The sequence below is a fragment of the Nonomuraea sp. NPDC049695 genome, from assembly GCF_040674955.1.
GTDB lineage: Bacteria > Actinomycetota > Actinomycetes > Streptosporangiales > Streptosporangiaceae > Nonomuraea > Nonomuraea helvata.
Genome location: NZ_JBFANV010000011.1, coordinates 1 through 24,813 on the forward strand (window position 1 = coordinate 1; position 24,813 = coordinate 24,813).

At 69.2% G+C, this 24,813-nt stretch carries 21 protein-coding genes and 3 pseudogenes; 9 read left to right on the top strand and 15 right to left on the bottom strand.

Annotated features, from left to right (window positions below):
- The first annotated feature begins 126 nt into the window (after positions 1-126).
- Complete coding sequence (locus AB0J64_RS12530) at positions 127-1,203, top strand: site-specific integrase (protein ID WP_364024864.1); 1,077 nt, start codon at positions 127-129, stop codon at positions 1,201-1,203.
- 75 nt (positions 1,204-1,278) lie between these two features.
- On the opposite strand, the gene AB0J64_RS12535 is transcribed toward AB0J64_RS12530, so the two are convergent.
- Both AB0J64_RS12535 and AB0J64_RS12540 read right to left on the bottom strand, forming a co-directional pair.
- Positions 1,279-2,418 (bottom strand): acyl-CoA dehydrogenase family protein, encoded by a 1,140-nt coding sequence (locus AB0J64_RS12535; RefSeq protein WP_364024867.1) that lies wholly within the window; start codon positions 2,416-2,418, stop codon positions 1,279-1,281.
- Entirely contained in the window at positions 2,415-5,762 is a 3,348-nt protein-coding gene (locus tag AB0J64_RS12540) for an indolepyruvate ferredoxin oxidoreductase family protein (RefSeq protein WP_364024870.1), read from the bottom strand. The genes AB0J64_RS12535 and AB0J64_RS12540 overlap by 4 nt, the downstream gene beginning before the upstream one ends.
- Positions 5,763-5,936: 174 nt before the next feature.
- Between AB0J64_RS12540 and AB0J64_RS12545 the strand changes: the two genes are divergently transcribed.
- Entirely contained in the window at positions 5,937-6,389 is a 453-nt protein-coding gene (locus AB0J64_RS12545) for an Lrp/AsnC family transcriptional regulator (protein ID WP_344986070.1), read from the top strand.
- Positions 6,390-6,391: 2 nt separating this feature from the next.
- Here AB0J64_RS12545 and AB0J64_RS12550 read toward each other — a convergent pair whose 3' ends face one another.
- On the bottom strand, positions 6,392-7,582 hold the full coding sequence (locus AB0J64_RS12550; protein WP_364024874.1) for a hypothetical protein: 1,191 nt from the start codon (positions 7,580-7,582) through the stop codon (positions 6,392-6,394).
- Between the two features lie 179 nt (positions 7,583-7,761).
- Between AB0J64_RS12550 and AB0J64_RS12555 the strand changes: the two genes are divergently transcribed.
- Entirely contained in the window at positions 7,762-7,917 is a 156-nt protein-coding gene (locus AB0J64_RS12555; protein WP_364024877.1) for a hypothetical protein, read from the top strand.
- Positions 7,918-7,980: 63 nt separating this feature from the next.
- On the opposite strand, the gene AB0J64_RS12560 is transcribed toward AB0J64_RS12555, so the two are convergent.
- Positions 7,981-9,276: an endo-1,4-beta-xylanase gene (locus tag AB0J64_RS12560; protein ID WP_364024880.1), complete on the bottom strand. Its 1,296-nt coding sequence runs from the start codon at positions 9,274-9,276 to the stop codon at positions 7,981-7,983.
- Positions 9,277-9,553: 277 nt separating this feature from the next.
- Between AB0J64_RS12560 and AB0J64_RS12565 the strand changes: the two genes are divergently transcribed.
- Complete coding sequence (locus tag AB0J64_RS12565; protein ID WP_364024883.1) at positions 9,554-10,804, top strand: C39 family peptidase; 1,251 nt, start codon at positions 9,554-9,556, stop codon at positions 10,802-10,804.
- Between the two features lie 52 nt (positions 10,805-10,856).
- Here AB0J64_RS12565 and AB0J64_RS12570 read toward each other — a convergent pair whose 3' ends face one another.
- On the bottom strand, positions 10,857-11,000 hold the full coding sequence (locus AB0J64_RS12570; RefSeq protein ID WP_364024886.1) for a hypothetical protein: 144 nt from the start codon (positions 10,998-11,000) through the stop codon (positions 10,857-10,859).
- Between the two features lie 227 nt (positions 11,001-11,227).
- Here AB0J64_RS12570 and AB0J64_RS12575 point away from each other — a divergent pair, with 227 nt between their 5' ends.
- The gene (locus AB0J64_RS12575; RefSeq protein ID WP_364024889.1) at positions 11,228-13,285 is read left to right on the top strand and encodes a WD40 repeat domain-containing protein; all 2,058 of its coding nucleotides are present in this window, start codon (positions 11,228-11,230) and stop codon (positions 13,283-13,285) included.
- Between the two features lie 107 nt (positions 13,286-13,392).
- Here the strand turns inward: AB0J64_RS12575 and AB0J64_RS12580 are convergent, their stop codons facing one another.
- The 4 genes from AB0J64_RS12580 to AB0J64_RS12595 all read right to left on the bottom strand — a co-directional run bounded on the left by AB0J64_RS12580 (position 13,393) and on the right by AB0J64_RS12595 (position 16,316).
- Complete coding sequence (locus tag AB0J64_RS12580) at positions 13,393-14,364, bottom strand: substrate-binding domain-containing protein (protein WP_364024892.1); 972 nt, start codon at positions 14,362-14,364, stop codon at positions 13,393-13,395.
- A gap of 96 nt (positions 14,365-14,460) precedes the next feature.
- A complete protein-coding gene (locus AB0J64_RS12585; RefSeq protein ID WP_364024895.1) occupies positions 14,461-14,595 on the bottom strand; it encodes a hypothetical protein in 135 nt (44 codons plus the stop codon).
- A gap of 11 nt (positions 14,596-14,606) precedes the next feature.
- Positions 14,607-15,380 carry a TIGR03084 family metal-binding protein gene (locus tag AB0J64_RS12590; protein WP_364024898.1) on the bottom strand — a complete coding sequence of 258 codons (774 nt, stop codon included), beginning with the start codon at positions 15,378-15,380 and terminating at the stop codon, positions 14,607-14,609.
- A 228-nt stretch (positions 15,381-15,608) separates the two neighbouring features.
- Positions 15,609-16,316, bottom strand: a complete 708-nt coding sequence (locus tag AB0J64_RS12595; protein WP_364024901.1) for an alpha/beta fold hydrolase — start codon at positions 16,314-16,316, stop codon at positions 15,609-15,611.
- Positions 16,317-16,398: 82 nt separating this feature from the next.
- Between AB0J64_RS12595 and AB0J64_RS12600 the strand changes: the two genes are divergently transcribed.
- The gene (locus AB0J64_RS12600) at positions 16,399-17,376 is read left to right on the top strand and encodes a YafY family protein (RefSeq protein ID WP_364024904.1); all 978 of its coding nucleotides are present in this window, start codon (positions 16,399-16,401) and stop codon (positions 17,374-17,376) included.
- A gap of 127 nt (positions 17,377-17,503) precedes the next feature.
- Here AB0J64_RS12600 and AB0J64_RS12605 read toward each other — a convergent pair whose 3' ends face one another.
- The 3 genes from AB0J64_RS12605 to AB0J64_RS12615 all read right to left on the bottom strand — a co-directional run bounded on the left by AB0J64_RS12605 (position 17,504) and on the right by AB0J64_RS12615 (position 20,466).
- A complete protein-coding gene (locus tag AB0J64_RS12605; protein WP_364024907.1) occupies positions 17,504-18,736 on the bottom strand; it encodes a hypothetical protein in 1,233 nt (410 codons plus the stop codon).
- 117 nt (positions 18,737-18,853) lie between these two features.
- Positions 18,854-19,345: an RICIN domain-containing protein gene (locus AB0J64_RS12610; RefSeq protein WP_364024910.1), complete on the bottom strand. Its 492-nt coding sequence runs from the start codon at positions 19,343-19,345 to the stop codon at positions 18,854-18,856.
- A 455-nt stretch (positions 19,346-19,800) separates the two neighbouring features.
- The gene (locus tag AB0J64_RS12615) at positions 19,801-20,466 is read right to left on the bottom strand and encodes a hypothetical protein (RefSeq protein WP_364024913.1); all 666 of its coding nucleotides are present in this window, start codon (positions 20,464-20,466) and stop codon (positions 19,801-19,803) included.
- A gap of 303 nt (positions 20,467-20,769) precedes the next feature.
- Here AB0J64_RS12615 and AB0J64_RS12620 point away from each other — a divergent pair.
- Positions 20,770-20,934: pseudogene (locus tag AB0J64_RS12620) on the top strand (IS5/IS1182 family transposase); the annotation flags it as partial.
- A 52-nt stretch (positions 20,935-20,986) separates the two neighbouring features.
- Here the strand turns inward: AB0J64_RS12620 and AB0J64_RS12625 are convergent.
- Positions 20,987-21,550, bottom strand: coding sequence for a helix-turn-helix domain-containing protein (locus tag AB0J64_RS12625; RefSeq protein ID WP_364025299.1), 564 nt, complete (start codon positions 21,548-21,550; stop codon positions 20,987-20,989).
- Positions 21,539-21,664 (bottom strand): annotated as a pseudogene (locus AB0J64_RS12630) (helix-turn-helix domain-containing protein); the annotation flags it as partial. The pseudogene AB0J64_RS12630 and the gene AB0J64_RS12625, both read right to left, overlap by 12 nt.
- Positions 21,665-21,862: 198 nt before the next feature.
- Between AB0J64_RS12630 and AB0J64_RS12635 the strand changes: the two are divergent.
- On the top strand, positions 21,863-22,975 hold the full coding sequence (locus AB0J64_RS12635) for a serine hydrolase domain-containing protein (protein ID WP_364024916.1): 1,113 nt from the start codon (positions 21,863-21,865) through the stop codon (positions 22,973-22,975).
- 640 nt (positions 22,976-23,615) lie between these two features.
- Positions 23,616-24,434 carry an alpha/beta hydrolase gene (locus AB0J64_RS12640; RefSeq protein WP_364024919.1) on the top strand — a complete coding sequence of 273 codons (819 nt, stop codon included), beginning with the start codon at positions 23,616-23,618 and terminating at the stop codon, positions 24,432-24,434.
- 20 nt (positions 24,435-24,454) lie between these two features.
- Here AB0J64_RS12640 and AB0J64_RS12645 read toward each other — a convergent pair.
- Positions 24,455-24,643: pseudogene (locus tag AB0J64_RS12645) on the bottom strand (AAA family ATPase); the annotation flags it as partial.
- Positions 24,644-24,813 lie beyond the last annotated feature (170 nt).

A 24,813-nucleotide genomic window follows, 5' to 3' on the forward strand; every position in this document is an offset into this window, starting at 1 on the left:
GGCTGGGACACCCCAGCCGAGCGTCTCGCTAAGCTCCTGACCGAAGCCAGCTGACAAGCCGTGTTGCAACGACCCCTGGAATCCGCCCGGGAGGGCCTTTGACACGCCGAGCGAAAGATCGCCACCATGGGCGCCGACATCGCCCGCGGCGACTACATCGACCCCAATGCGGGCAAGGTGCTGTTCGGCGAGTTGGCCAAGCGCTGGCTGGCATCGCGCATCGTCGATCCAGCGACGAAGATCCGTTACGAGTACATCCACCGTCTGCACGTCGCGCCGACCTTCGCCAAGCGCCAGGTGAAGAGCATCAAGCCATCACACGTCCAGGCGTGGATCAGCGACCTGAGCAGCCGCTTCGGCACCTCGACCGTGCAGACGGCCTTCCTGGTCCTCCAGGGCATCTTCAACCTCGCCGTCGCCGACGAAGTGATCAAGCGCAGTCCCGCCAAGTCACCCGTTGTTCAGGTTCCCAAACGATCTGCCGAGGAGATCATCGCCTGGTCGGACGAAAGGGTCAGCGCGGTGATCGACGCTCACCCTCCGCTATTTCGCCTGCTCCCCATGATCGGGGCCGCTTGCGGACTGCGGCAGGGTGAGCTGTTCGGCCTTGCCCTGGAGGACATCGACTTCGAGGAACGCGTTCTCCGTGTACGCCGACAGATCAAGAAGTTGGGCAGCGATCACGCCTACGCCCTGCCGAAGAACGACCGGGAACGAGTCGTCCCGCTTCCCGACTGGGCGGCCGAGGCCGTCAAGTGGCACGTCTCGGTCTATCGCCCGCTGGTTTGCTCAATGCCCTGGGAGAAGCTGGACGGCAAGCCGCGCACGCACAACCTGATCTTCCGGTGGACAGACGACCGCTACATCAGATCCCGGACCTACAGCGAGACCGTCTGGAAGCCCGCACTCGTTCAAGCGGACGTGATCCCGCCGCCGGACAAGGACCCCCGCCAACGGAAGCGCTACGTCACCTCGCGCAAGGAGGGGCTGCACCAGCTCCGGCACTACTACGCCAGCGTCATGCTGGCCGGCGGCGTCTCGGTCAGGGAACTCGCCGAGTACCTCGGCCACGCCGACCCAGGCTTCACCCTCCGCGTCTACGGCCACATGATGCCCGGCTCCCACGACCGCGCCCGCAAGGCGATCGACGACCGACTGCTCCGTCCGCGCGAGGTCTCTCACGGAACAGGGACGGAACAGTGATCATTTAAGCCCCGAACACGAGACCGCGAACCCCGCCTCCCAACACTGGCAGGCGGGGTTTTCGCATGTCAGAGGTCACTGGGCAAGGTGCCGGCTGATGACCAGGCGCTGGATCTGGTTGGTGCCCTCGAAGATCTGCATGATCTTGGCCTCGCGCATGTAACGCTCGACCCGGAACTCGCGCGTATACCCGTACCCGCCGAACACCTGCACCGCGTCCGTCGTGACCTTCATCGCCGCATCCGTGGCGACCAGCTTCGCGATGCTGGCCTGCTTGCTGTACGGCAGCCCGGCGTCCCGGCGGCGGGCCGCGTCGAGGTAGGTGGCCCGGGCGCTTCCCACCCCCGCCGCCATGTCCGCCAGCAGGAACCCGAGCCCCTGGTGGTCGATGATGCGCTTGCCGAACGTCTGCCGCTCTTTCGCGTACGCCACCGCCTCGTCGAGCGCGGCCTGCGCGAGGCCGGTGGCGCAGGCGGCGATGCCGAGCCGGCCCGAGTCGAGGGCGCTGAAGGCGATCTGGAGGCCCTGACCCTCCTCGCCGAGCAGCCGGTCGTCCTCCAGGACGGCCCCGTCCCAGTGGGCGCTGGTGGTCGGCACGGCGTGCAGCCCCATCTTCTCCTCCGGCCGCCCGAACGTCAGCCCGTCGGCCGCCCCCGGCGCCAGGAAGCAGGAGATGCCCCGGGAGCCCTCGCCCGTGCGGGCGAACAGCGCGTAGAAGTCGGCGATGCCGCCGTGGGTGATCCACGCCTTGCTGCCGGTGATCCGGTAGCCGGTCTCGACCCGCTCCGCCTTGCAGGTCAGCGCCCCGGCGTCGGACCCCGCCTGCGGCTCCGACAGGCTGTAGCCGCCGATCAGGCGGCCGGCCAGCATGTCGGGCAGCCACCGCTCGCGCTGCGACGGGGTGCCGAAGGCGGCGACGGGGAAGCAGGCGAGGGTGTGCACGCTGGTGGCGACCGCGACGGCCGCCCAGCGCATGGCCAGCTCCTCGATCACCTGCAGGTACACCTCGTACGGCTGCCCGCTGCCCCCGAACTCCTCCGGGTACGGCAGCCCGAGCAGCCCCGCCGCGCCCAGCGTGGCGAACAGCCCCTCCGGGTAGGTCTCGGCGCGCTCGTGCTCGTCGACCCGGCGCGCGAGCTCCTTGTCGGCGATCTCGCGGGTCAGCTCGATGAGGTCCTTGGCGTCCTGATCGGGCAGCAGCCGTTCGACGGTCATGATCTCTCCTGGCTCATGGCGGGCTCGTCCAGCCGTGCGAGCGCGGTCCTGGCACGCTCACGGAACTCTGCTACCCGGGCGAGCTTGATGTCCTCGTACCCCCGGATCAGCTCGGGCAGGCCCGCGATCTCCGCGACGGCCTCGGCGGTCGAGGGGGTCAGGCCGGCCAGCGCGGTACGCATGAGGTCGCGGTACTCGGTGACCAGTTCGCGCTCGACGCGCCGCACATGGGCGTGGCCGAAGACGTCGAACGCCGTGCCGCGCAGCACCTTGGCGGCCCGCAGCCCGCGGAACATGATCCCGGCGCCGCGGCGTACCTTGATCTTGCGCTTGAGGCCCATGGCCCGCAGCAGCGGCGGGTGCAGCAGCACCGACACGACCGCGTCCGCGCCGAACTCGCGCTCCCTGCGCTCCTTCTCCACCGGATCGAGGTGCAGGCGGGCGACCTCGTACTCGTCCTTGTAGGCCATGAGCTTGTGCAGGGCGCGGGCGTACGCGAGCCCGATCGCCGTGCCCGCCTCCTCGCCGGCCCGCTCGACCGCCTCGGCCGCCACCCGGCGCACGTCCTGCTCGTACGTACGGGCGTAGGCCGCGTTCTGGTAGCCGGTCAGGTCGGCGACCCGCGTGGCCACCGCCTCCTCCAGCCCTTCCGGTTCCTCCGCTTCCTCCACAAGAGGGTTCGCCACGGCGGCGCGGCCCCAGCGGAAGGCGGCGAGGTTCTTCTCGACGGCGGCCCCGTTGAGCGTGATGGCGCGCTCGATGGAGGCGGCGGAGACCGGCAGGCAGCCGTGCTGGTAGGCGGCGCCGAGGAGGAGCAGGTTCGCCGGCATGTGGTCGCCGAACAGCGACTCCGACAGTCCCTGGGCGTCCAGGCACTCGACGCGCTTGGCGGCGGAGGCGACGCGCGCGACCGCGTCGGCGTGCCCGGGAACGGCGACCCGGCCGGTCACCATGGCGGCGGTCGGCACGACGGAGGTGTTCAGGATCGCGACGGTGCGTTCCGGCGCGGCGACGGCCAGGTTCGTCTCGGCGGCCGCTCCCAGCAGGTCGAAGCCGATGACCACGTCGGCGCTCCCCTGCGAGGCACGCACGGAGCCGTCCACGGGGCGCGCGGAGATCCGGACGTCGCTGACCACCGGCCCGCCCTTCTGCGCCAGCCCGGTCTGCTCCAGCCCGGCCGCGTTCAGCCCGTCGAGGTGGGCCGCCATCTGCAGGATCTGCGAGACGGTGACGACGCCGGTGCCGCCGATGCCGGGCATCCTGATCAGGGCCTCGCTGGGCCTGCTCGCCGGCTCGGGCGCCTCCGGAGGCGGCGGCGTCTCCCTGCGCGGCCTGGTGCCCGGCTCGACCAGGAGGAACGACGGGCAGTCGCCCTTGAGACAGCTCAGGTCGGTGTTGCACGAGGCCTGGTGGATGCGGGTCTTGCGGCCGTACTCGGTCTCGACCGGCTGCACCGACAGGCACGTCGACGCCTCGCCGCAGTCGCCGCAGCCCTCGCAGACCCGCTCGTTGATCACGACCTTCTGGGTCGGCGTGGGCAGCTTGCCGCGCTTGCGCAGCCGCCGCTCCTCCGCCGCGCACCGGTCGTCGTGGATCAGCACGGTCACGCCGTCGAGCTCGGCGAGCTCCTTTTCCACCTCGGGCAGGTCGTCGCGGTGCCGTACGGACGCGATGCCCGCCAGCCGCACGCCCCGGTACGTCTCGGGCTCCGGCGTGGTGACGACCACGCGGCGCACGCCCTCGAGCGCCAGCTCGTGCGTCAGCGCGGGCACGTCCAGCCTGCCCTCGGCCCGCTGACCGCCGGTCATGGCCACGGCGTCGTTGTAGAGCAGCTTGTACGTCATCCGCACCCCGGCCGCGACGGCGGCCCTGATCGCCAGGGAGCCGGAGTGGTGGAAGGTGCCGTCGCCGAGGTTCTGCACGAAGTGCCGGTCACCGGTGAACGGCGCCAGCCCGATCCACTGGGCGCCCTCGCCGCCCATCTGGGTGATGCCCACCTGGGTGCCGCGGCCGTGGCCGTCCAGCGCGATCATGGCGTGGCAGCCGATGCCCACGCCGACCAGCGTGCCCTCGGCGGTGCGGGTGGAGGTGTTGTGGGGGCAGCCGGAACAGAAGTAAGGGGTGCGCGTGGCCACCAGCGGCAGCATGACGCGTCCCTTCTTACGGGGTCGCGGGGCGGGCTCCTTGCCCAGGCAGGTGGCGATGGCCTTGGCCACGTCCTCGGCGCCCAGGGTGCCGCGGGCGGTGAGCAGCTCCCGGCCCACGACGGCCGGCGCGCGGCCGCTCCCGTACAGGGCCTGCTTGAGCTGGCCCTCCAGGAACGGCACCTTGTCCTCGACCACCAGCACCTTGTCCAGGTCGGACGTCATGGCGGCCAGGTCGTCGTACGCGAGCGGGAACGGCATCGCGAGCCTGATCAGCCGTACCCCGTGCTCGTCCATCGCCGCGGCGTCGAGGCCGAGGTCCGCCAGCGCGCGCAGCACCACCGCGTACGTCGTGCCGGAGGCCAGGATGCCGAGCCTGGTGTTGCCTTCCCCGGACATCACCCGGTTCAGGCCGTGCGTGCGCGCGTACTCGCGGGCCAGGTCGAGGCGGCGGGTGAGCATGTCGTGCTCGGCGTCCAGCGCGGCCGGGCCGAGCAGGATGGGTGCGGAGCCGCGCTCGCGCTTGTCGGGCACCGGGATGCCGGCGCGCAGCGGCCCGAGGTCGACGGTGGCGGACGCGTCGGCGATGTCCGCGACGATCTTCAGCCCCGCCCAGAGCCCGGTGGCGCGTGACAGGGCCACCGCGTGCAGCCCGAACTCGATGATCTCCGCCACCGAGCCGGGCGCGAGCAGCGGCATGGACAGGCTCTGGCACATGGGCTCGCACGAGCTGGGCAGCGTGGACGACTTGCAGCCGGGGTCGTCGCCGATCCAGGCCACCGCGCCGCCGAGGGGCGCCGTGCCGGACACGTTCGCGTGCCTGAGGGCGTCGGCGGCCCGGTCGAGGCCGGGGTTCTTGCCGTACCAGAAGCCCGTCACGCCGTCGTGCCGCCGGCCCGGCACCTGGTCGAGCAGCTGGGTGCCGGCCACCGACGTGGCGGCCAGCTCCTCGTTCAGGCCGGCCTGGAACACCACGCCCGCCTGGTCAAGGAAGCGCGCCGCCCGCCCCATCTCCATGTCCACGCCCGCCAGCGGCGAGCCCTGGTAGCCGGAGACGAACACCCGCGTGTCCAGCCCGCGCTCCTCGTCCAGTCGGCGCTGCTCCAGCGTCAGGCGGACCAGGGCCTGGATGCCGGAGATCAGCACCCGACCGTCCGCCGCCGTGTACTTGTCGTCGAGCGACACGGGAGTCACGCTCACGCGAACCTCCTGGCTTCCTACCGCGCATCGGGATTCACCGTTGATTCCCAGCACAGCAACGCGGACATGACATGCGCAAGTATTAGATGAGAAAGTGGGCGGAAGACGCAAACTATATGAGGGCTAGGGCCTTGGTGGCTGACGTTCTTTGCGCCTGATGGAGGGGGTTCTCGCATGGCAGACGTGGACGACATCGATCACCGGGTGCTGCGGCTGCTGCGTGAGGACGGGCGCAGGACGTTCTCGGAGATGGCGCAGCTGGTGGGGCTGTCGGTGGCGGCGGTGAAGCGGCGGGTCGACCGGCTCAGGGAGATCGGGGTGATCACGGGGTTCAGCGTGCAGATCGACTACTCCAAGCTGGGGTGGGGCATCGAGGCGTTCACGGAGCTGCGGTATCCGGGCACGACTCCGGTGAGCGAGATCATCCGCACCGCCGCCGACGCGCCCGAGGTGCAGGCGGTGTTCACCATCGCGGGCGATCCCGACGCCCTGATCCATGTACGGGTACGCGATCTCGGGCACCTGCAGCAGGTCATCGACCGGTTGCGCCGGGCCGGTGACGTGACCGGGACCAAGACGCTGCTGGTGCTCGGCTCGTGGACCCGGGACGCGCTGGCCTCCCGCTGAGCTCAGGACGCCTCGCCGGGCTGCTCCCGACGCCTCGCCGCGCGGCCGGGGCGCCCGGCGACGACGCGGTCGCCAACGGCGCTGCCAGTGCTGGGGCGGCGGTTGGAGCCGGAGAATTGCCATACGAGCAGGCCGATGGCGACGAGCATGGGGACGCCCAGGCCCACCAGCCACACCGACACCCCGCTCAGCGGAAGGACGGCGCCGTCATCGTCCCGCCTCTCCGCTTCCCCGGGCGACGGCCGCGGGCGGCGCTGACCGGAGCCCACCTCGGCGGCGGGCTGCTCGTCAGACCCGCGCCCGCCACCGGGACGGCGCCGGTGCGGCCCCGCGGTGGGACCGCCCTTGATGATGCCTCCGCCGTGAATGACATGGAGCACGCCTCCGGTCCCGTCCAGGGCGGGCGGCTGCCCGCTCCCGGGCCTCGTATCGCCGCCTCCCGCGGAGCTCCCGTACGGGTCCGGCTTTGACGGGGCCGACGTCTCGGAACCGCTGACGGGAGCGGGACCGGCGGCACGAGTGGGCTCGGTGCCACGGACCGGATCAGTGCCACGGGCCGGATCGGTGCCGCGGGCCGGATCGGTGCCGCGGGCGGGAGACGTGGCCGGGCCGGCGCTCGGCGGCTGGGCGGGCTCGGCACCGCCGGCCGCGCAGGGACGGCCGTTCCCACCGTTTCGAGCACCCTTGTGAACGGTGGCGCACTTGTCGGAGCCCCCGGCGTCAGGGGCGGCGGGCGGACCTGCCTTGGCCCGCGCCCGCGCCGGGTTGATCATCCGCGTCGAGCGGCCGTCCGTCCCCGTGGCCGAGACCTCGACCTTGTTGGTGACGCGCGTGCCGTCCGGAAGTGCCGGGTCGAGCGTGACCGGAATCTCATACGTCACGCTCGACCCCGGCGGGATCGCCAGCCCGGCACCGCCGCAGACGACGGTGGCGCCCCGGTTGACGAGGGCGCAGTCGTCGGACAGGAGGCCGGCGGTCGTGTTCGGATCGAGGTTGTTGACGATCGTCACGTTCTCGGCGTCGCCGCGTCCGGCGTTCTCGACGGTCACCATGTAGACGGACTGCGCGCCGATGACCATGGGATCCGGGGTGACGGTCCCGGTGACCCGCAACAGCGCCCCGACCGGAGCCGCAACAGTCCCCCCGCCCAATGCGGCGAGCGCGACGACTCCCGCGATCCCCCGGATGACCATCTCGTCCCCTCCGCCGCAACCTGCCGCACCTGCCTGACCGGGGACGATCCTGCTCCCACCCGCCGAACCCACGGGGACCCCCCAACCGGAACCATGCGCCCCTGTGGCGAAGCCTTTACCTCGGGTGCGGCGTTTCCTCACTCGGGTCCGGCGGTGTTCCGCGCTCGACGAACTCGGTGATGTTCGCGACCACGGCATCGGCTTTCGCCGTCCTGTTCACCCTGGCGGCGACGGCCTTCCTGTGGCGAAGCAGGGCGGCCTTCACGGCTTTCTGTCTTCTCCTAGCCGTCGACCTCTACCAGTTCGTCACCTTGGCCCCGCACTACACGAGCTGAGGCCCCGACAGGTGTGTGGTGTGGCGGCACCCGGAGCACACCACACCACACACGAACAGGGGGTCAGCCCACCCGGCAGGACACCGCGGGCCAGTTGTAGTTGCCGTTGTGCTGGATCGTGAAGCCGAACGTGTTCCCGTTGCCGTTGGGCCGCATGGTCATCACGTACCCGCTCGAGTCCCAGGTCGGCGTGCCGTTCCAGGTGTTGATGACCTTCTGCGGGCTCTGCAGGGTCACCGTGACGATCCACGTGCTGGTGCCGGACACCGCGACGGACAGGTTGAAGCGGTCGCTCCACTGCGAGCCCTGCGTGACGGTGGCCGTGCAGCTGCCGCCGCCCGGAGGGGGCGTGCTGGAGCCGGAGCCGCCGAGGGCGGACAGGACGGCGTCGTAGGCGGGCTTCTTGTTGTAGTTGCCGTCGAACAGCAGCGGGGTGCCACTGCTGCGCCAGGAGTACTTGTCGGTGACGCCCCAGACCGTGATGCCGGCGCAGCGTGAGACGGCCAGGCAGGCGTTGACCACGCTGCGGTAGCTGTTGGCCTGGGCGGTGCCGGAGCCCTCGATGTCCAGCTCGGTGATCTGCACGTCCACGCCGAGGTTGGCGAACTGCTGGATGTTCTGCTGGTAGTTGCCGGGCACCGGGGACGCGCTGTTGAAGTGGGACTGCAGGCCGACGCAGTCGATCGGCACGCCGCGCTGCTTGAAGTCCGCGACCATGTTGTACACGGCGCGGGTCTTGGCGGCGTTGGCGTCGTCGATGTTGTAGTCGTTGTAGCAGAGCTTCGCGGCGGGGTCGGCGGCGCGGGCCGTCCTGAACGCCTCCTCGATGTAGCTGTTGCCGATGCGCTGCTGGAAGACTGAGCTACGGCGGGCGCCGCTGGAGCCGTCCTGGAAGGCCTCGTTGACCACGTCCCACGAGTGGATCCTCCCCTTGTAGTGCGCCATGACGCCGTTGATGTGGCTGTTCATGGCGTTGCGCACGTCGGTGGCCGTGGACAGGCCGCTCACCCAGCCGGGGAGCTGGGAGTGCCAGACGAGCGTGTGGCCGCGGATCTTCATGCCGTGGCTCTGGGCGTGACTGACGATCTGGTCGGCCGGGCCGAAGTTGAACGAGCCGCGCGACGGCTCGGTCGTGTCCCACTTCATCTCGTTCTCGGGGGTGACCGAGTTGAACTCGCGGTCGAGCACGGTGGCGTACGCGGACTCGCCGAGGTGGTTGGCGGCCACGGCGGCGCCGAAGTAGCGGCCCTTCTCCGCGGCGGAGGCGCCGAGCGCGCTGGCGGCGCCGGCCGCGGTGGCCATGGACATCACCAAGGTCACGCCGAGTGCGCCTGCGACGAGCGCGGGCTTGAGACTCATGTCGTTCCTCCGGAACGCTGGGGGCGGACATAGCGGTACGGAGAGCTCACCTTGGAAGGTCAGTCTGAGGAGATCGCCGAAATGTGTCAACATTGGGCAGAAATATTTCGGCATGCCTTTGGCCATAGCCTGCCCCCACCTGCGATGACATAGTCTGAAATATTTCGGAATCCATGAAAATAGCGAGGCTGGAGCGAGTACGTAGATTTCCGGATGCTTTACCAGCCGGTTCTCCCTAATGTCGGCCGCGACCATTGCCGCCCGAGAAGGTGGGTTCATGCGTGCGCTGACCGTGCTCCTGTCCAGCCTTGTGCTGGTCACGACCGTCTCCGCCCCCGCCGGCGCGGAGATCAAGCCCGCCGCCGTCACACCTGACGTCGTCTTCCAGCGGGCCGACTTCGCCACCGGCACGTACGAGGGCACGGGAGCCGGGAACGGCCTGGTGTTCGGCCAGGCCGTCGGCACCGTCTCCTACACCGACGCGCTCGGCACCAAGACCTGGGAGTACGCCCGCTGGACCGGCCCCGAACGGGCCATCGGCTTCCCGGCCACCCAGCTGATCGCGTCCTGGACCGCCGATGTGCCCCCGGGCAGCTGGATGCAGGTCGAGGCCCGGGCCAGGAACGCCGAAGGGCTGACCAAGTGGTACTCGCTCGGCCGGTGGGCGTACGCGGAAGGCGACATCCGCCGCACCTCCGTACCGGGACAGGGGGACGCGAACGCCAGCGTCGCGGTGGACACGCTGGTCGCGGCGGCCAGCAAGCCCATCAGCGCCTACCAGCTGCGCCTCACCCTCTACCGCGCGCCCGGCTCCTCGGTGACACCGCGCGTGCGCACGTCCGGCGTCATGGCCTCCAACGTGCCGGAACGCAAGACCGTGCCGGTCAGCCCGAGCGGCGGCGCATGGGGGACGGAGCTGGCCGTGCCGCGCCGCTCCCAGAACGTCCACCAGGGCCACTACCCCGAATGGGACGGCGGCGGCGAGGCGTGGTGCAGCCCGACCTCGACCACCATGGTCCTCGGCTACTGGGACAAGTGGCCGAGCGCCGAGGACACCTCCTGGGTCGATCCCTCCGACCCGAACCCCGAGGTCGACTACGCCGCCCGCTACACGTACGACCACGCGTACCAGGGGGCGGGCAACTGGCCGTTCAACACCGCTTATGCGGGGCGGTACGGGATGGACGGGTTCGTCACGCGGCTGCGGTCGCTGACGGAGCTGGAACTGCTGATCAAGGCGGGCATTCCGGTCATCACGTCGCAGTCGTTCAAGAAGGGCGAGCTGCCGGGCGCCGGGTACGGCACCAACGGGCACCTCATGGCGATCGTCGGCTTCACCGCGTCGGGTGACGTGATCGCCAACGACCCCGCCTCGTCGAGCAACGACGCCGTGCGGCACGTGTATCCGCGCGCCGACTTCGAGAACGTCTGGCTGCGGAGCTCGAGCAGCGGCGGCGTCGCGTACATCATCCACCCGCAGGACCGCGCGCTGCCCGCCACGACGCCCGGACTGCCCGCCAACTGGTGACCCGGCGGGGGCGCGGGCTCACCCAAGGGCGAGCCCGCGCCGCCGTCCGCGCTCAGTCCGCCTGCGGCGGCTCCTCGGGCCAGATCTCGAACTGCTCCACGATGGCGGAGAAGAGCGCTTCGTCCTGCTCGGGGACGGACGAGCCGCACCCGAGGACGAAATGGACATCGTCCCGCGCGACGAAGTACTCGCTCACGGCCCAGACCCGTCCGGCGTCCCTCTTGGCAGCGCGCCTGGCCCCCCGCCGAGGTCTGGGCGGCCGTCATGCCGGGCCGCGGGTTGAGGAGGCGAGGGCGCCTTGCCTGGGAGGACATGACGGCACAGCCGCTTTTGGGTTCCTGTCGGGAACCGTCGGCTTGCGCCCTTCCTGCTTATCGCGGAAAAGATGATCTTTTGCCAGTGGCGGCAACTACGCTGTGCGCCATGTCATCCGAGCGTTTTTCCGGTGAGGTGCTTTCGTCAGCCGATGCTGCTGGGTGGGAGGTGCAGTGGACGACGAGGTGGAGCGGTCGGGATCTGGCCACCGGACAGCCGGTGGAGGCGCCTTACCAGTTCGGCTACGCGGGCACGGTGACGGCGGTGGCGACGGCGAGGATGTTGGATGGCCGTCTGATAGCGGTCTCCGGCAGCTGGGAGGGCCCGCTCCGGGTGTGGGATCTGGCCACCGGCCGGCAGATAGGCGACCCACTGACCGGCCACACCGAATGGGTGACGGCAGTGACAACGGGGATGCTGGATGACCGCCTGGTGGCGGTCTCCGGCAGTTGGGAGGGCCCGCTCCGGGTGTGGGATCTGGCCACTGGCCGGCAGATGGGCGACCCACTGATCTGCCACAGCCACGGGGTGGCGGCGGCGGCAACGGGGATGCTCGATGGCCGCCTGATAGCGGTCACTGTCGGTGTCGGCGATGACAGCGTGCGCGTATGGGATCTAGCCACTCGCCACGTAATAGGTGACCTGCTCAACGCCCACGCCGGCCAGGTGAACGCCGTGACGACGGGAGCCCTGGACAATCGGCTGGTGGCGGTCTGCGGCACCTGGGAAGGCTCGCTGCGGGTGTGGGACGTGGCCACCGGCCAGGAGGTCGGCGACCCACTCGTCGGCCACACCGACAAGGTGAATGCGGTGGCGGTCCGGGTGGTGGACGGCCGTCCGATGGCGGTCTCAGGCAGCGACGACCGCACGGTTCGGGCGTGGGATCTGCAATCGGGTGAACCGATGGGTGACCCGCTCATCGGCCACACCGGCGACGTGAACGCGGTCGCCACGGGGGTGCTGAACGGCCGGCCGGTGGCGGTCTCCGGCAGCGACGATGGCACCGTGCGGGTGTGGGACCTGGTCGCGAGCCGGCAGGTGGGCGACCCGCTCACCCGCCCCGTCGGCATGGTGCAGGCGGTGGCCACGGGGATGCTGGATGGCCGCCTGATAGCGGTCTCCGGCATTTCCGACAAGACAGTGCAGGTGTGGGATCTGGCCTCTGGTGCGGACTGCACGGGAAGTGCGGGCGGGTTTCCTCGTCCGGGGCACGCGGCCGGCATCGATGCGGTCACCAGCGGTGTGCTGGAGGGCCGCGAGGTGGTGGTCACCGGCAGCCAAGACGCGACGGTGCGCATGTGGGATCTGCGATCAGGTGAACCGGTGGGCGACCCGCTCACTGGTCACACCGGCGCGGTGGAATGTGTCACGTCCGCAGTGGTGAACGGTCGGCTGATCGTGCTCAGCGGTGGCGCCGACGGCACGGTACGTGTCTGGAACCCGGCCACCGGTGAACAGGTGGGCGAACCGTTCACCGGTCACCCCGGCCCCATATGCGCGCTGGCGACCGCCGTCGTGGACGGCCGGCTCCTGGCCGTGACTGCCAGTACTGACAAGATCATCCGCATCTGGGACGTGAGTGCCGGTGAGCAGACCATCCGACCTCGCGCCGATCAGAGCCGCCGCGTTCACGGTCTGGCCGTCACCACCTTCGACGGCCGGCCGAGTGCTGTGGTCGGCACCCGGCAGGGCGGCCTGCGGATCAGAGACCTGGCGACCAACCGCGATACCGGCCCTCGCCCCACCCCTCTGTACGGCGATCCCGTTTGGAAGATCGCCGCCACCACGACCGTCGACGGCAGGCCTATCGCCCTCACCAGCCGTCAATACGGTGATCCGGTCACGGTGTGGGACATCACCGCGGGCCGGGCCATCGCCCAACTGCAGGCCAGCGCCGGCGAAGCTCTGGCTGCCGCAGTCGTCGACGGACGGCCGATAGCGGTCACTGGCACCCTCTGGACCGCTCAGGTCTGGGATCTCAACACTTACCAGCAGATCGGCTCCGACCTGTCCTTTCCCCGCCCTGTCACCGCCGTCGCCATCACCCCCGCTGGACACCTCATCATCTGCTCCGAGCAGCACATCACCGTCCTTGCCGCCACCCCCACACCGCAGCAAGGTGTCGTCGAGCCGGAGTCCACGTGCGGATCAGGCCGCTTGGGCTGAGTCAGACCGATGTCCGGTCCATGCGCAGGCGGCTTTCCTTCGAGTGAGTCTCCGGCTCATGAGCATGCCACGCGTATCGCCGGTGACCGGATTGGGGCAGCGGCCGCTCACGGGTGACGCGGGGGTGCGGTGGACTCGCGGACGATGAGGCGCGGCGGGACCAGCGAGATGGCCGGTTGCGGGTGCCCGCCCAGCTCGGCCAGCGCCGCGTGGAAGCAGGCCCGGCCCAATCCCGCGAAATCCATCCGTACGGTGGTCAGCGCCGGCGTCCAGAAGGCCGAGCCGGGGATGTCGTCGAAGCCGACGATGCTGACGTCCCCGGGAACGTCCTTCCCCGCGTCGTAGAGCGCCCGCCGAACCCCCTGCGCGATGTCGTCGTTGCCGCACAGGATCGCCGTCACGTCCGGGGACCGGGCCAACTGCTCCCCCGCCGCGTACGCAGACTCGAGGTCCCATCCGCACGCCAGCACCGAGGGGATCTCCGCGCCCGCCCGGCACAGCGCGTCGCGCCAGCCCTCGTGCCGTCCTCCGGCGCGGCCCTCGGACGGGATGGCCACGTGGTGGACGGTGCGGTGCCCGAGGTCGAGCAGGTGCTGGGTGGCGTCGGCGGCGGCCCGGCGCTCGTCCAGAGCGATCGCCACCCGTCCCAGATTGGGGGCGACCGGCTCGGTGACCAGGATGGCCGGGATGTGCGGCGGCAGCGCCTCGGCCACCGCCGTCCCCAGCGGGTCGAACGCGATCACCACCAGCCCGCCCGCGCTCGGATCGCTCACGTAGTCGACCGTCTGCCGCACCTCGGCGGACTCCACGACCCTGATCCCCAGCGCCACGCCCTCGGTCCTGGCCGCCTCCTCGATGCCCTGGAGGGTGGCGGCGTAGCCGTACAGCATGGTGTTGGAGGTCACGACGGTGACGCCGCTGGCCCGGCCCAGGCCGAGCGTGCGGGCGGCCCGGTTGGGACGGAACCCCAGCCGCTCGATCGCGGCCAGCACCGCGGCACGGGTGTCGGGCCGCACCCGGGGTGAGTCGTTCAGCACGCGCGAGACGGTCTGATGCGAGACGCCGGCCGCGGCGGCCACGTCTCGAATACTCGGGGCAGCCCCTTTACGGACATGTCGGGGGCTCGCGGTCACGATCACATGGTAGTCGGCCCGAGAGCGGAGGTTGGGACCAGTTCACGCGACCAGGCGCAGCCAGGACGCCGCGAGCGCGGCGTGACCGGCCGGCGTCGGGTGCACGCCGTCCGCGGCCCAGTACTCCGGCCCGGTCGTCGCAGCGAGTTCGGCGAGCATGCCGTCGGCGGGAAGCAACTGCGGCCTCTTCAGAGGAAGACCCGAGCGATGTCAAGCCACTTATCCGCATCCTCGCCGACTGCCGTGAGGTCGGTCTGGGCTCGGGACCTGCGTTGGGTGACTCGAAGGCAGAAGTCGAGGGCACTGCCCTGAACCCGTTGCTCGGCATCTTCCGGGCCCCAGACCCAGGTCTGGCCGTCGGGACCGGTGAGCTCGATACGGAACGGCTCTGCCGGGACAGGCAATTGGGCAGCGTAGAACGACAGCTCTCGCCCTACCACTCCCAACGAGGCCACGTGCTGGAGCCGACCCGTCGGACGGCGTGAAACACCCAGCGCATCGAAAACGTCCTGCCCGTGAGCCCATGTCTCCATCAGTCGAAGCGGCACCATGAGCGCTGCGGTCAACTGCGAGCCGTACCACGGAAATCCCTGGTCCAGGGTGACGTCACGTAACTCCGCCGCCACCTCGGCTCGACCAGCGCGCCACTGTTCCAGCAGCACCGATCGCGGTTTGGCGGCTCCGGCGGCGGCATCGAGATCAGCGTATTGGCTGCCTGCGGCTTCCGCCTGCTTCAGCACGGCGTCGAACGCCTCCGGAGTCCGTATGGCGATGAGAACGTTCGCATCAGCTGCAGCAAGATGAGCGATCTGGTGGGCGATCGTCCACCCCACCGCCGGCGTCGGCTTCGACCAGTCGGCCTGCGCTGATACCAGCGCGTCAAGCTCATCCCCTTCAGCCACCAGGTCGGGCAGAGCAAGGTCGAGCTCTACACCGGACATGTCAAGGCCGTAGTTCAACATCGATGTCACCTCCACGCATTGACGGCAACGGGCTTGTCCCGTTTGGACGGGTGAAGTTGATCTGGTGTGGTCAGGCTACCTGAAGATGATCTAGGCAAGCCGAACCGGTTCTGTGTTCACGCTTCGCCGACACCGCCCTGACCTGGAGGAGAACTCGCCGCGCTTGGCCGGCCGAGTGGAGCCGATGCACGCCCGGCCGGCCACCGGTCCGTGACCCGGTTCGACGGGTCAGAGCAGGGCGGCGAGGTCTGCTGGGCGGGAGAGCATGGGCCAGTGGCCGGTGGGGAGTTCGGTGAATGTCCATTCGGGGGACGCGATCGGGGCGAACAGCGGGTTGCCAGAGTCGATCAGCCGGCGGATGACCGCGAGAGGCATCGTGGAAGTGATCATGGTCTTGGGGGTCGTGGGGATCTGTTCCGGCCGCAGGATGGACTGGATCGCCGCGCCCCAGGGTTCCGGGGTGGCCTTCGCCCGGATCAGCGCCAGGTGCTCATCGGTCAGGCCCGCGAACTGCCCATCGCCCTGCTCGAAGTGCGGCACGTCGAGGGCGTACCCGTCGCCGACCTGGGTGCGCCAGGCCTTCTGGGTGTCCGGGTCGTTGAAGTCGATCACGGCCATGCCGGACGGCAGGGGTGCGGTATCGATGTAGACGACGCGGCGGAGCCGTTCGGGATGCCGGTCGGCGACCCCGGTCACGGGGACGTTGGCTCCGCTGTGTCCGACCAGGACGACGTCATCCAGGCCGTCCATCGCCGCGAGGATGTCGGCGATGTGGGTTTCGACGCCGACCTCGGCCGACAGCTCGCCGGCCCGCTCGGCCAGCCCGGTCAGCGTCACGGGCCGCACTTCGTGCCCGGCCTCGCGCAGCTCTCGCGCCACCTCGTCCCACACCCAGGCTCCGAGCCAGAAACCGGGGATCAGCACGTAATTCGCCATGGTCATCGTCCTTCCGTTCGAGCGATGGCGACACACTAAGCTCGATACCGGGCAGAACCCGTCCGGATAAAGAGAGAGACCTGTGTCACAGCCGACGACCCGTGTGCTGGCGATGCTCGAATTGCTCCAGGCCCATCACCGGCTCGGCGGTCGCGACCTCGCCGACCGGCTCGGCGTGGACGAGCGGACCGTCCGGCGGTACGCGGCCCGGCTCGCCGACCTCGGGATCCCGGTCGCCGCCGAGCGCGGCAGGTACGGCGGTTACCGGCTGATGCCCGGCTACCGGCTCCCGCCCTTGATGCTCACCGACGACGAGGCGACGGCCGCCGTCGTCGGCTTGCGCGCCGCGCGTCGCCTGGGCGTGGTGGCCGGGGCCGCCGACGCCACCTTGGCCAAGATCCTCCGGGTCCTGCCGGTGCGGCTGCGGGATGAGGTCGGCGCGCTGGAGGAGACGCTCGACTTCACCCTCACCGAGCGTGCCGGCGCAGCACCGGCGAGCCGGGCCGTGCTGACGCTGGCCGCCGCGATCCGCGACCGCCGCCGCGTCACCCTCCGCTACCGCTCGTGGAAGGGCGAGGAGACCCAACGCGATCTGGACGGCCATGGCCTGGTCTTCCACTCCGGACGCTGGTACGTCACCGGACACGACCACCGGTCTGGCGAGACCCGTACGTTCCGTGTCGACCGGATCGCTTCGGTCACCCCAGGCGCGGCGACCTACGACATCCCCGAGGACTCCGACCCGGTCCGGCATGTCATCTCATCGCTGGCCCGTGTGCCCTACACCCATACCGTCAAGGTCATCCTGCACGTCCCGCTCGCCGAAGCCGCTCGGCGCATCCCGCCCTCCATCGCGGAGCTCACCGCCGTACCGGACGGGACACTGCTGAGCATGCGCGCCGAATCCCTCGACGGCGCCGCCACCATGCTCGCCGGCCTGGGCTACCCCTTCACCATCACATCCCCGGACGAACTACGCGCCAGCGTCCGCCGCCTCGCCGAAACGCTCCTCGATCAATCCCAAGGCCCCGTCCCAGGTCGGGGGCGACCGGCTCGGTGACCAGGATGGCCGGGAGGTGCGGCGGCAGCGCCTCGGCCACCGCCGTCCCCAGCAGCCCGCCCGCGCTCCGGTCGCTGACGTGGTCGATCGTCTGCCGCACCTCGGCGTTCCGTCCTTCGCCGCAGGGTCAGGACAGGAGGTCGAGGGTGTGCGCGACGGCCTCGCGACCCTCGCGCACCGCCGCCGCCAGATCCATGCCCGCAGGACCCTGCCAGGTCAGGCGGGCGACCGTGGTTCCACGCCGCACGACCACCTCGACGTGCGCGACAGAGTCGCGGGATGTCGGGTGGGGCGGCAGGTCGGGCCGGCGCACGGCGAGGCCGGCCAGCTCTCCGCTCCATGGACCTCGGGTGAAGGGCTCGATCGTGTACGGGACTCTGACGTACTGGACGTCCTGAACGTCGTCCTGCTTGTCGCAGGGGGTGACGAAAGTGTTGCCGTCGATGCTCTTCAGCTCGTCGGCCGGTGTGACAAGCAGACGGCGCGCCCTCTCGGCCGTCTGCTCGTCCGGCAGGACGGCCACCTCTTCACGCACGGTGACCCGGCCCGTGAGCGTACGTGCGAGTACGGGCACGGCGGAGGGCATGCGCTCACGCTCCAGCAAGGTCCTGCAGGTCAGGTCGGGATCTTCCATACCGTCCCAGACCACCATGTCTTTCTCGTACGCCGACGGCGGCGGCAGCGCGGCGGCCAGAGCGGCCGTCGTTCCCGTCGACCCAGGGCTCCGCCCTTCCGGATCGCCGCCGACGGCAGCCAGCACGGACGCGACGGCGGCGACACCTTGCGACACCTCCTCCGGGGCCGGACCTTCGCCGTACTCGGTGGGCCAGTACCACGACACCTCGGCCAGAAGGGGGCCGCGGGCGGCCACGACGGCACCGTCGACGGCCCAGTCGCTGTTGTCGGAGTTGTGCGGTCCGGCGGTCGCCAGCAGGGTGCCTCGCCAGCCGCCACGGGCATAGTCGTCGATGCGGGCGTCGCCGGAGCCGCGCGCACACACCTCGGCCGCGTGACGGACGGCCTCCAGCAAGTCGTTCGCCTGCCCGGGCGAGGTGAGCCAGAACCGCACCCACAGCGGCGACACCGGCAGCTCCGCCACTTTCAAGCCCGCGCTGTAGGCGGGCACGCCCTGCGGCGACGACCGTTTCTCCATGCCGTTCTTCTGCCAGCACTGCGACATAAGAGGTCCCCGAAGCGACCAGGCGCGGTGCTGCCCGTCCTCCGTGAGGTCCGCATCCAGATGCCCCTTCAGCCGGTCGGCGATCTCCTCGACCGACATGACCGCCTTGTCGGGCGCGGGCAGCGGGGCCGCCTGCGGCACCGCACAGCCATAGCCCACCAGCAGCAGGACCGCTGCCATGACGATGCCTAACCCTCGCCGCCCAGTATGCTCCATGAGATCTTGGACGCGGCGGGCGTAGCCGTGGTTCTGATCTCACCTCAGGTGTCCGTGCCGCAGGGGAGCCTCACACCGGCGTCAGGCCCAGCGGAAGGCCTGGTTCCAGACCGGGCGGCATGACCACATCTGCAGTGGCGTGCCGTTCGTGGACTTCCTCCCCCTCGCGTCCAGGCATTTGTTGTTCAGCCGGCTTCGAAGCGTCCTGTAGCCGTCGAACTTCGAAGACGACCAGTACCACTGCTGATTGGCATTGCCGGTGCACTTCCACATCTGAACCACGGCCCGGTTCTTGGGGTTGTAGCCCCGCACGTCGAGGCACTTTCCGTTGAGCGAATTACGGATGGTGCCGTCGGGGCGCATGATCCATAGCTGGTTGGCATTGTGGTTGCACTTCCACAGCTGGACCGGTGTCCCGTTCTTCGGGCTGAAGCCGCGCACATCGAGGCACTGCCCTGCCGTCGCGATCTGGATCCGCCGGGTGCCGTCCGCCGCGGCGGGACCCGCGGCCAGGGCCACCCCCGACACCACGACAACCAGCGTGGACGCCATCTTCAGCCATGCATTGCTCATGCTGTTCTCCACAATCCTTTCGAGTGATTCGCGGTGGCCCCGGATGGGGCCGGCCTGATCGGAGGCAGGCTCACGCCTCTTCGTTGTTCCGGTGATGTGTGTGTCGGCTTTTCGGCGAGCACTTTGTTGCCGACCCGGATCCACTGGCTGCCGCCCTGCGGGCGCCCGTCATGCACCCCCTTCCGCGAGCGCACGGCAAGTGATGAGCACCGCGGAGATGTCCAGGAGGGCGGGGGCGGCAAATGGGACCTTGTGGATCACGACCTATCAGATGCCAGTTGTATCTCAAAAGTTCACGCTTGACTCATGAGGAATTAATCTTTCGGCGGGTCGTAGCCCGGGGAACCGCGGCGAGGAGATCGGCCGCTGTGCGAGGATCAGCGACTGGTTGCCCGTCCCGCCCTGCGCCATGCCCGGGGAGAAGCCAGGGGATGGCGCAGGGAGGCTGAAAAGATTCAGTAGATGTACTTCGAACGGTCGAGGGCCCAGTAAATCTCGCCCTTACCGTCGCTCGCGACGTCGGCGACGACGAACACGTCCGAGTAGTAGTCGTACTTCTTGCTGTAGTTCACCGGCGGCGTGTAGCACCCGATGGCGCTTTCCCTGCGCGCGTTGAGGGCGTCGGTGAAGTCGCACATAGTTCTCTTGAGATTCTTGTCGCCGCCACCGCCATTGTTTCTCTTGTTGACGTACAGGTAGACGTAGAAATGATTGAACCGGTACATCGAACCGAAATGCTCGCTGAGCTCGTCCCAGAGCATGGTCAGGCTGGAGGAGAGCTTGTAGCCGCTGCCGGACTTCCTCTTGGTGATGCAGTGGTCGATCTTGACGACGATGTCGCTCTTGTGGGGAAGAGCGTACTTCTTGGCGTCGTTGCTCCGATCACACCTGCTGACCTGGGCCGCCGAGGCGCCGGTGTTCACCGACGCAGCCGTGGCCCGAACGGCCGCCGCCGAGTCGGCCTGTGCCGGCAGGCCGCCGCTCACGCTCGCCAGGACGAGCGCGCCGGTCACCAGCGCCGCTCCGCCGAACGTCGTTCTCATGGTGCCCTCCCGTATGCTCAGCTGTTTTCGAGCGTTCACGCGAGCCGCCGCGTGGACATCGCGCTCCGGTGCCGCCATTTCTCGCAAGCGGACCATCCACTCCCCGTGGCCTGCGCGAGACGCTCCGAACCTCTTGCTCTATGCCGTTAGATGTCGCCGGGTGCACCGGAGTTCGTAAGGGCCTCCGCTTTCTTGGAATTCTCTGCCGAGGAGAAGTGCGAGTACGGCATATCGAATGTGCATCCTCGCGGGAAACGAGCTGTCGAGGCAGCTGTCAATGAATGAGTTCTTTCCGTCGTGACGGCCCTGGTGAGGATGGGTCTGCGGAGACGCCCGGCCGCCGGCTTCGCCATCGGCATCGGCATCGGCATCGGCATCGGCATCGGCATCGGCACAGCCTGGCGCTACGTCCGCGAAAGCGTCGGCCTGTTGGCCGCGATGGCCGACGACGTGCACGCCATCGTAGAACGAGCGTCACGGCCGGCCTGCGCCCTCTTGGACGGCACCCTCATCGCCATCGATCGCCTCGCCGACGAGCGGCCGTATATTGCGGCCTGAGCAGCGGCCTTATCGGCCACGCGGTGAGTTCCGAGACGCCTCAGCGGGTGAGGACATGGCGGTACCGCTGGGCCACGGCGATGGTTTCGCGTCCCACATGCTCGAAGAATTCGCTCATGGCGTCCATCCGGGCTCCGGCCGGGGTCGAACGGCCGAGGGCTTCGGCGCTTTCGCGGGCGACCATAGCGATGTTGGTGTTGAATTGCGCGCTGGCCAGAAGCGACCGGTACCAGATCTCGTTGTCGACGATGTAGCGGTCCCGGCGGCGCGGGTGGTCTCGTTCCCGGCCGATCAGGTTCATCACCTCAAGTTCGGCGACTGCCTTCGAGATGGACGCCGGGCTCACGTGCAGATGGTTGACGAGGTCGGCGGCGGTGAGGCCGCCGCTGTGGGTGAGGCAGAGGCAGGCCAGCACCCGTGCGGACATCCGCGTCAGTCCCGAAGCGACGAGAACGTCGGTGAGCTTGTCCTCCGCCTCTTGGGTCCTGGCCGCAGGTGGCTCCGGTGATGTGACTGCTTTGGAGCGTTGACGCCGGGCGCGCTGTCGCGTCGCCTCGTGCGCCTGCTCCGGGCGATAGCCGCCGACGCCGCCGTTGCGGTTCACCTCGCGGCTGATTGTGGAGGTCGGCCTGCCCAGTCGCCGGGCGATCTCGGTCACCCCGAGCCCTTCGGCCAGGCCTTGGGCTATCTGCTCGCGATCCTCAAGCGTCAACCGGCCTTCCGGCACCCGTCGCACCCCCTCGTCGCACGGCCCGATGTTTGCATTCAGCCACACTCACTGCAACATCCTGTTGCGTTCATCGCCATACCCAACGCAATAATGCCTTCTAACAGGCAATTTAACCTTGACCATTGAGCGAACGCAACATAGCGTTTCTTCGCGACGAAACAATCGAAGGCGACTGGAAGTGACCCCATGACAACGACGACAGGCACCCCGGAACACCACGAGGCGGTGCAGCGCGTACTGGATGACGCGGTGTCGTCGGGCGCGACGCCGGGCATCGTGACCGAAGTCTGGAAGGACGGCTCCCGCTGGTTCGCCTCCGCGGGCAAGGCCGACATCAGCACCGGCCGCGAGCGCGAACCAGGAGAGCTGTTCCGTATCGGCAGTGCCGCCAAGGCGTTCACCGCCGCCACCACGCTGAAACTGGTCGACGAAGGCGTGCTCGGCCTCGACGACACGGTGAGCACGTGGCTGCCCGGCCTGCTCGACGGCAGTCCTTACGACGACAGTAAGATCACGTTGCGACAGTTACTGAACCAGACCAGCGGCGTCTTCAACTTCAGCATGGACCCGGAGTTCTTCGCCAGTGGCCAGGGCGAGGCCTGGTACGACCGCCGGTTCAAGGCCTTCACGCCCGAAGAGCTGGTACGGATCGCGCTCCGGCATCCGCCCTCCAACGCGCCTGGCGAGGCGTTCCGGTACTCCAACACGCAGTACTACCTGGCCGCGATGATGGCGGAGAAGGCCGCCGGCGAGTCGTACGGCGACGTGCTCGATCGGCTCATTCTGCGACCGCTCGAGCTGACCTCCACATCGCTGCCCACCACCCAGACGGTCATCCCGGGACCGCACCCGGTGCACTACTCCAGGCTTTACTCGGAGGACCCGGCGGCGCCGCTGCACGACGCGAGCGAGTCGAACGAGACCACCGCCTGGAGCGCGGGCGGCATGATCTCCTCGACCGGCGACCTGCTCGCGTTCTTCTCCGCGCTGTTCTCCGGCCGGATCCTCAAGCCGGCGCAGATGGAAGAGATGTTCACGACCGTTTCGACCGACGGCTCCGGGTGGCTGCCCAACACCCGCTACGGGCTCGGCGTGTGGGTCGAGCAGAAGCTCCAGAGCGGCGTACAGGTCTGGGGTAACGGCGGCGCCGACTACGGCACCTTCACCCTCGTCATGGGCAACCGCGACGGCACGCACATGGTCGCCAGCCACGTGAACACCGACTGGTCTCCGCAAGCCTATGCGGCGTTCCTGGCCATCCTCGACATCGAGTTCGGCGGCGACGGACCCGCCAACTGAAGGCGGCAACGGACAGCGGGATCGCGGTGGCGTAGGGAGCACACCTTCGCTGGACACCGGCCCGCATGATCCCGGCATGGGTTTGAAGATCTCAGGCGGCCAGGTCGACCTCGCTGAAGTCGACCGCCACACTGCGCTGCCCCAGCGCATACACCTGGCGCCTGTCCTCACTGGTGGCCGGCTCCATGATTTTCGGGTTCATGAAGGTCCCGCACGTCGCGCGGCCGTTCTCTGGTCCAGCGTCCTTTGGTCAGATGCCACAATTCGTCTTCATGGGGTCAACGAGCCGCCAGGCTCGCCCGGTCCATTGGGCCAGCGGTGCACTGGCGTCCTCGTCGAGGAGAACCCAGGGAGCCTGCCGCCTTGGCCGCCGCCGTCAGTGCCTCGCCATCCTGGACGCCGCCGTCTGGGGTGAACCACGCCACGTCGGGGTTCTTGCCTGACCGCGGAAGAGCTGGATCCTGGCTGTCGACGAGGAGGACGCGGGCGGTGAGGCGCATGATCGGCTCAGGCACGAGCACGACCCAACGCCGGTAAGGGCGCTTACCTGGCACGTAATTGGCACGCCTACCTCCGCACCGGAAGACTCGTCTCATCAGCACCGCACACCCACCTGCACCACGACATTGGGAGCACTGAGATGTTCTTCGAGACGAGTGACGGCACCCGCCTGGCCTACGAGGACTACGGCCAGGGCCGGCCGATCGTGTTCGTGGCCAGCGCGATGCTCTGCGCCGACATGTGGGAGTACCAGATCCCGTACTTCGTGGAGCAGGGCTACCGTTGCATCGCCCTCGACCGCCGCGGGCACGGCCGTTCCGACCGTCCCAGCACCGGTTACGACATGGACACCGCGGCCGACGACCTGGCCGTGCTGATTGAGCTTCTCGACCTGCGTGATGTGATCTTGGTAGGCCACTCGATGGGCGGCGCCGAGATCGCCCGGTACCTGACCCGGCACGGCGACGAGCGGATCGCGCGGATCGCGCTCATCTCGGCCATGCTGCCGTTCATGCGGCAGACCGACGACAACCCCGAAGGGATCCCCGGCGCCCTGCTGGACGCGTCGATCGCCGCGCTCGACGCCGACCGGCCCAAGTGGCTGGCCCGGCAGGCCCAGGCGTTCTTCGCCACCCACCTGGGCAACGACGTCTCCCCGGCGCAGGTCGACTTCACCATGCGCCAGTGCCTGGAAGCCTCGCCGTGGGCGGTGCGCCAGAGCCAGCGCAATGTGGTGAACTTCGACCACCGGGCCACCCTGCCCGAGATCAAGGTCCCCACGCTGGTCGTCCACGGTGCCGCCGACTTCTCCGCGCCCATCGACGTCACCGGCCGCCGCACCGCCAAGATGATCCCCGGCGCCGTCTACCACGAGTACCCAACCGCCGGCCACGGCCTGTTCGTCAGCCACCGCGACCAACTCAACGGCGACCTGCTCGCCTTCATCGAGGGGCGTTGATCCACCGCCGGCGCGGCTCCTCAGCGGCGCAGGCGCTCCAGGACGCAGGCGACGCGGGCGGCGAACTCCGCCCTGGGCACGGGGATCACCTCATACCCATGCCGTCCGTACGCCTCAGCCATGGCATCGTGCGTCCGCACCGCCTCGTCCAGGTCCTGGCGGCGTTCGGCGTCGTGGGTGTAGATCTCGGGCCACGGCGGGGCGGCGAAGACCCGACGGTGGCAGCGTCAGGCGCACCCCCTGGGAGGACAGCCCGAGCGATCAGCGAGGACCGCTCCCGGCAGATCACCTCGACCCCGGGGTGCGCCTCCAGCCAGGCCGCAAACGAGTCCGGCAACAGGTCGGCCACATGACCGCCCTCCACATCGACCAGCACCGT

What these genes read in the sequence shown, in the direction of transcription:
- AB0J64_RS12555 (WP_364024877.1), top strand. Translation starts at nt 7,762, where the DNA reads ATGTTCGCGACCACGGCATCGGCTTTCGCCGTCCTGTTCACCCTGGCG.
- AB0J64_RS12530 (WP_364024864.1), top strand. Translation starts at nt 127, where the DNA reads ATGGGCGCCGACATCGCCCGCGGCGACTACATCGACCCCAATGCGGGC.
- AB0J64_RS12605 (WP_364024907.1), bottom strand. Translation starts at nt 18,736, where the DNA reads ATGGCAGCGGTCCTGCTGCTGGTGGGCTATGGCTGTGCGGTGCCGCAG.
- AB0J64_RS12610 (WP_364024910.1), bottom strand. Translation starts at nt 19,345, where the DNA reads ATGAGCAATGCATGGCTGAAGATGGCGTCCACGCTGGTTGTCGTGGTG.
- AB0J64_RS12560 (WP_364024880.1), bottom strand. Translation starts at nt 9,276, where the DNA reads ATGAGTCTCAAGCCCGCGCTCGTCGCAGGCGCACTCGGCGTGACCTTG.
- AB0J64_RS12640 (WP_364024919.1), top strand. Translation starts at nt 23,616, where the DNA reads ATGTTCTTCGAGACGAGTGACGGCACCCGCCTGGCCTACGAGGACTAC.
- AB0J64_RS12535 (WP_364024867.1), bottom strand. Translation starts at nt 2,418, where the DNA reads ATGACCGTCGAACGGCTGCTGCCCGATCAGGACGCCAAGGACCTCATC.
- AB0J64_RS12565 (WP_364024883.1), top strand. Translation starts at nt 9,554, where the DNA reads ATGCGTGCGCTGACCGTGCTCCTGTCCAGCCTTGTGCTGGTCACGACC.
- AB0J64_RS12590 (WP_364024898.1), bottom strand. Translation starts at nt 15,380, where the DNA reads ATGTTGAACTACGGCCTTGACATGTCCGGTGTAGAGCTCGACCTTGCT.
- AB0J64_RS12615 (WP_364024913.1), bottom strand. Translation starts at nt 20,466, where the DNA reads ATGGCGGCACCGGAGCGCGATGTCCACGCGGCGGCTCGCGTGAACGCT.
- AB0J64_RS12550 (WP_364024874.1), bottom strand. Translation starts at nt 7,582, where the DNA reads ATGGTCATCCGGGGGATCGCGGGAGTCGTCGCGCTCGCCGCATTGGGC.
- AB0J64_RS12575 (WP_364024889.1), top strand. Translation starts at nt 11,228, where the DNA reads ATGTCATCCGAGCGTTTTTCCGGTGAGGTGCTTTCGTCAGCCGATGCT.
- AB0J64_RS12635 (WP_364024916.1), top strand. Translation starts at nt 21,863, where the DNA reads ATGACAACGACGACAGGCACCCCGGAACACCACGAGGCGGTGCAGCGC.
- AB0J64_RS12595 (WP_364024901.1), bottom strand. Translation starts at nt 16,316, where the DNA reads ATGGCGAATTACGTGCTGATCCCCGGTTTCTGGCTCGGAGCCTGGGTG.
- AB0J64_RS12545 (WP_344986070.1), top strand. Translation starts at nt 5,937, where the DNA reads ATGGCAGACGTGGACGACATCGATCACCGGGTGCTGCGGCTGCTGCGT.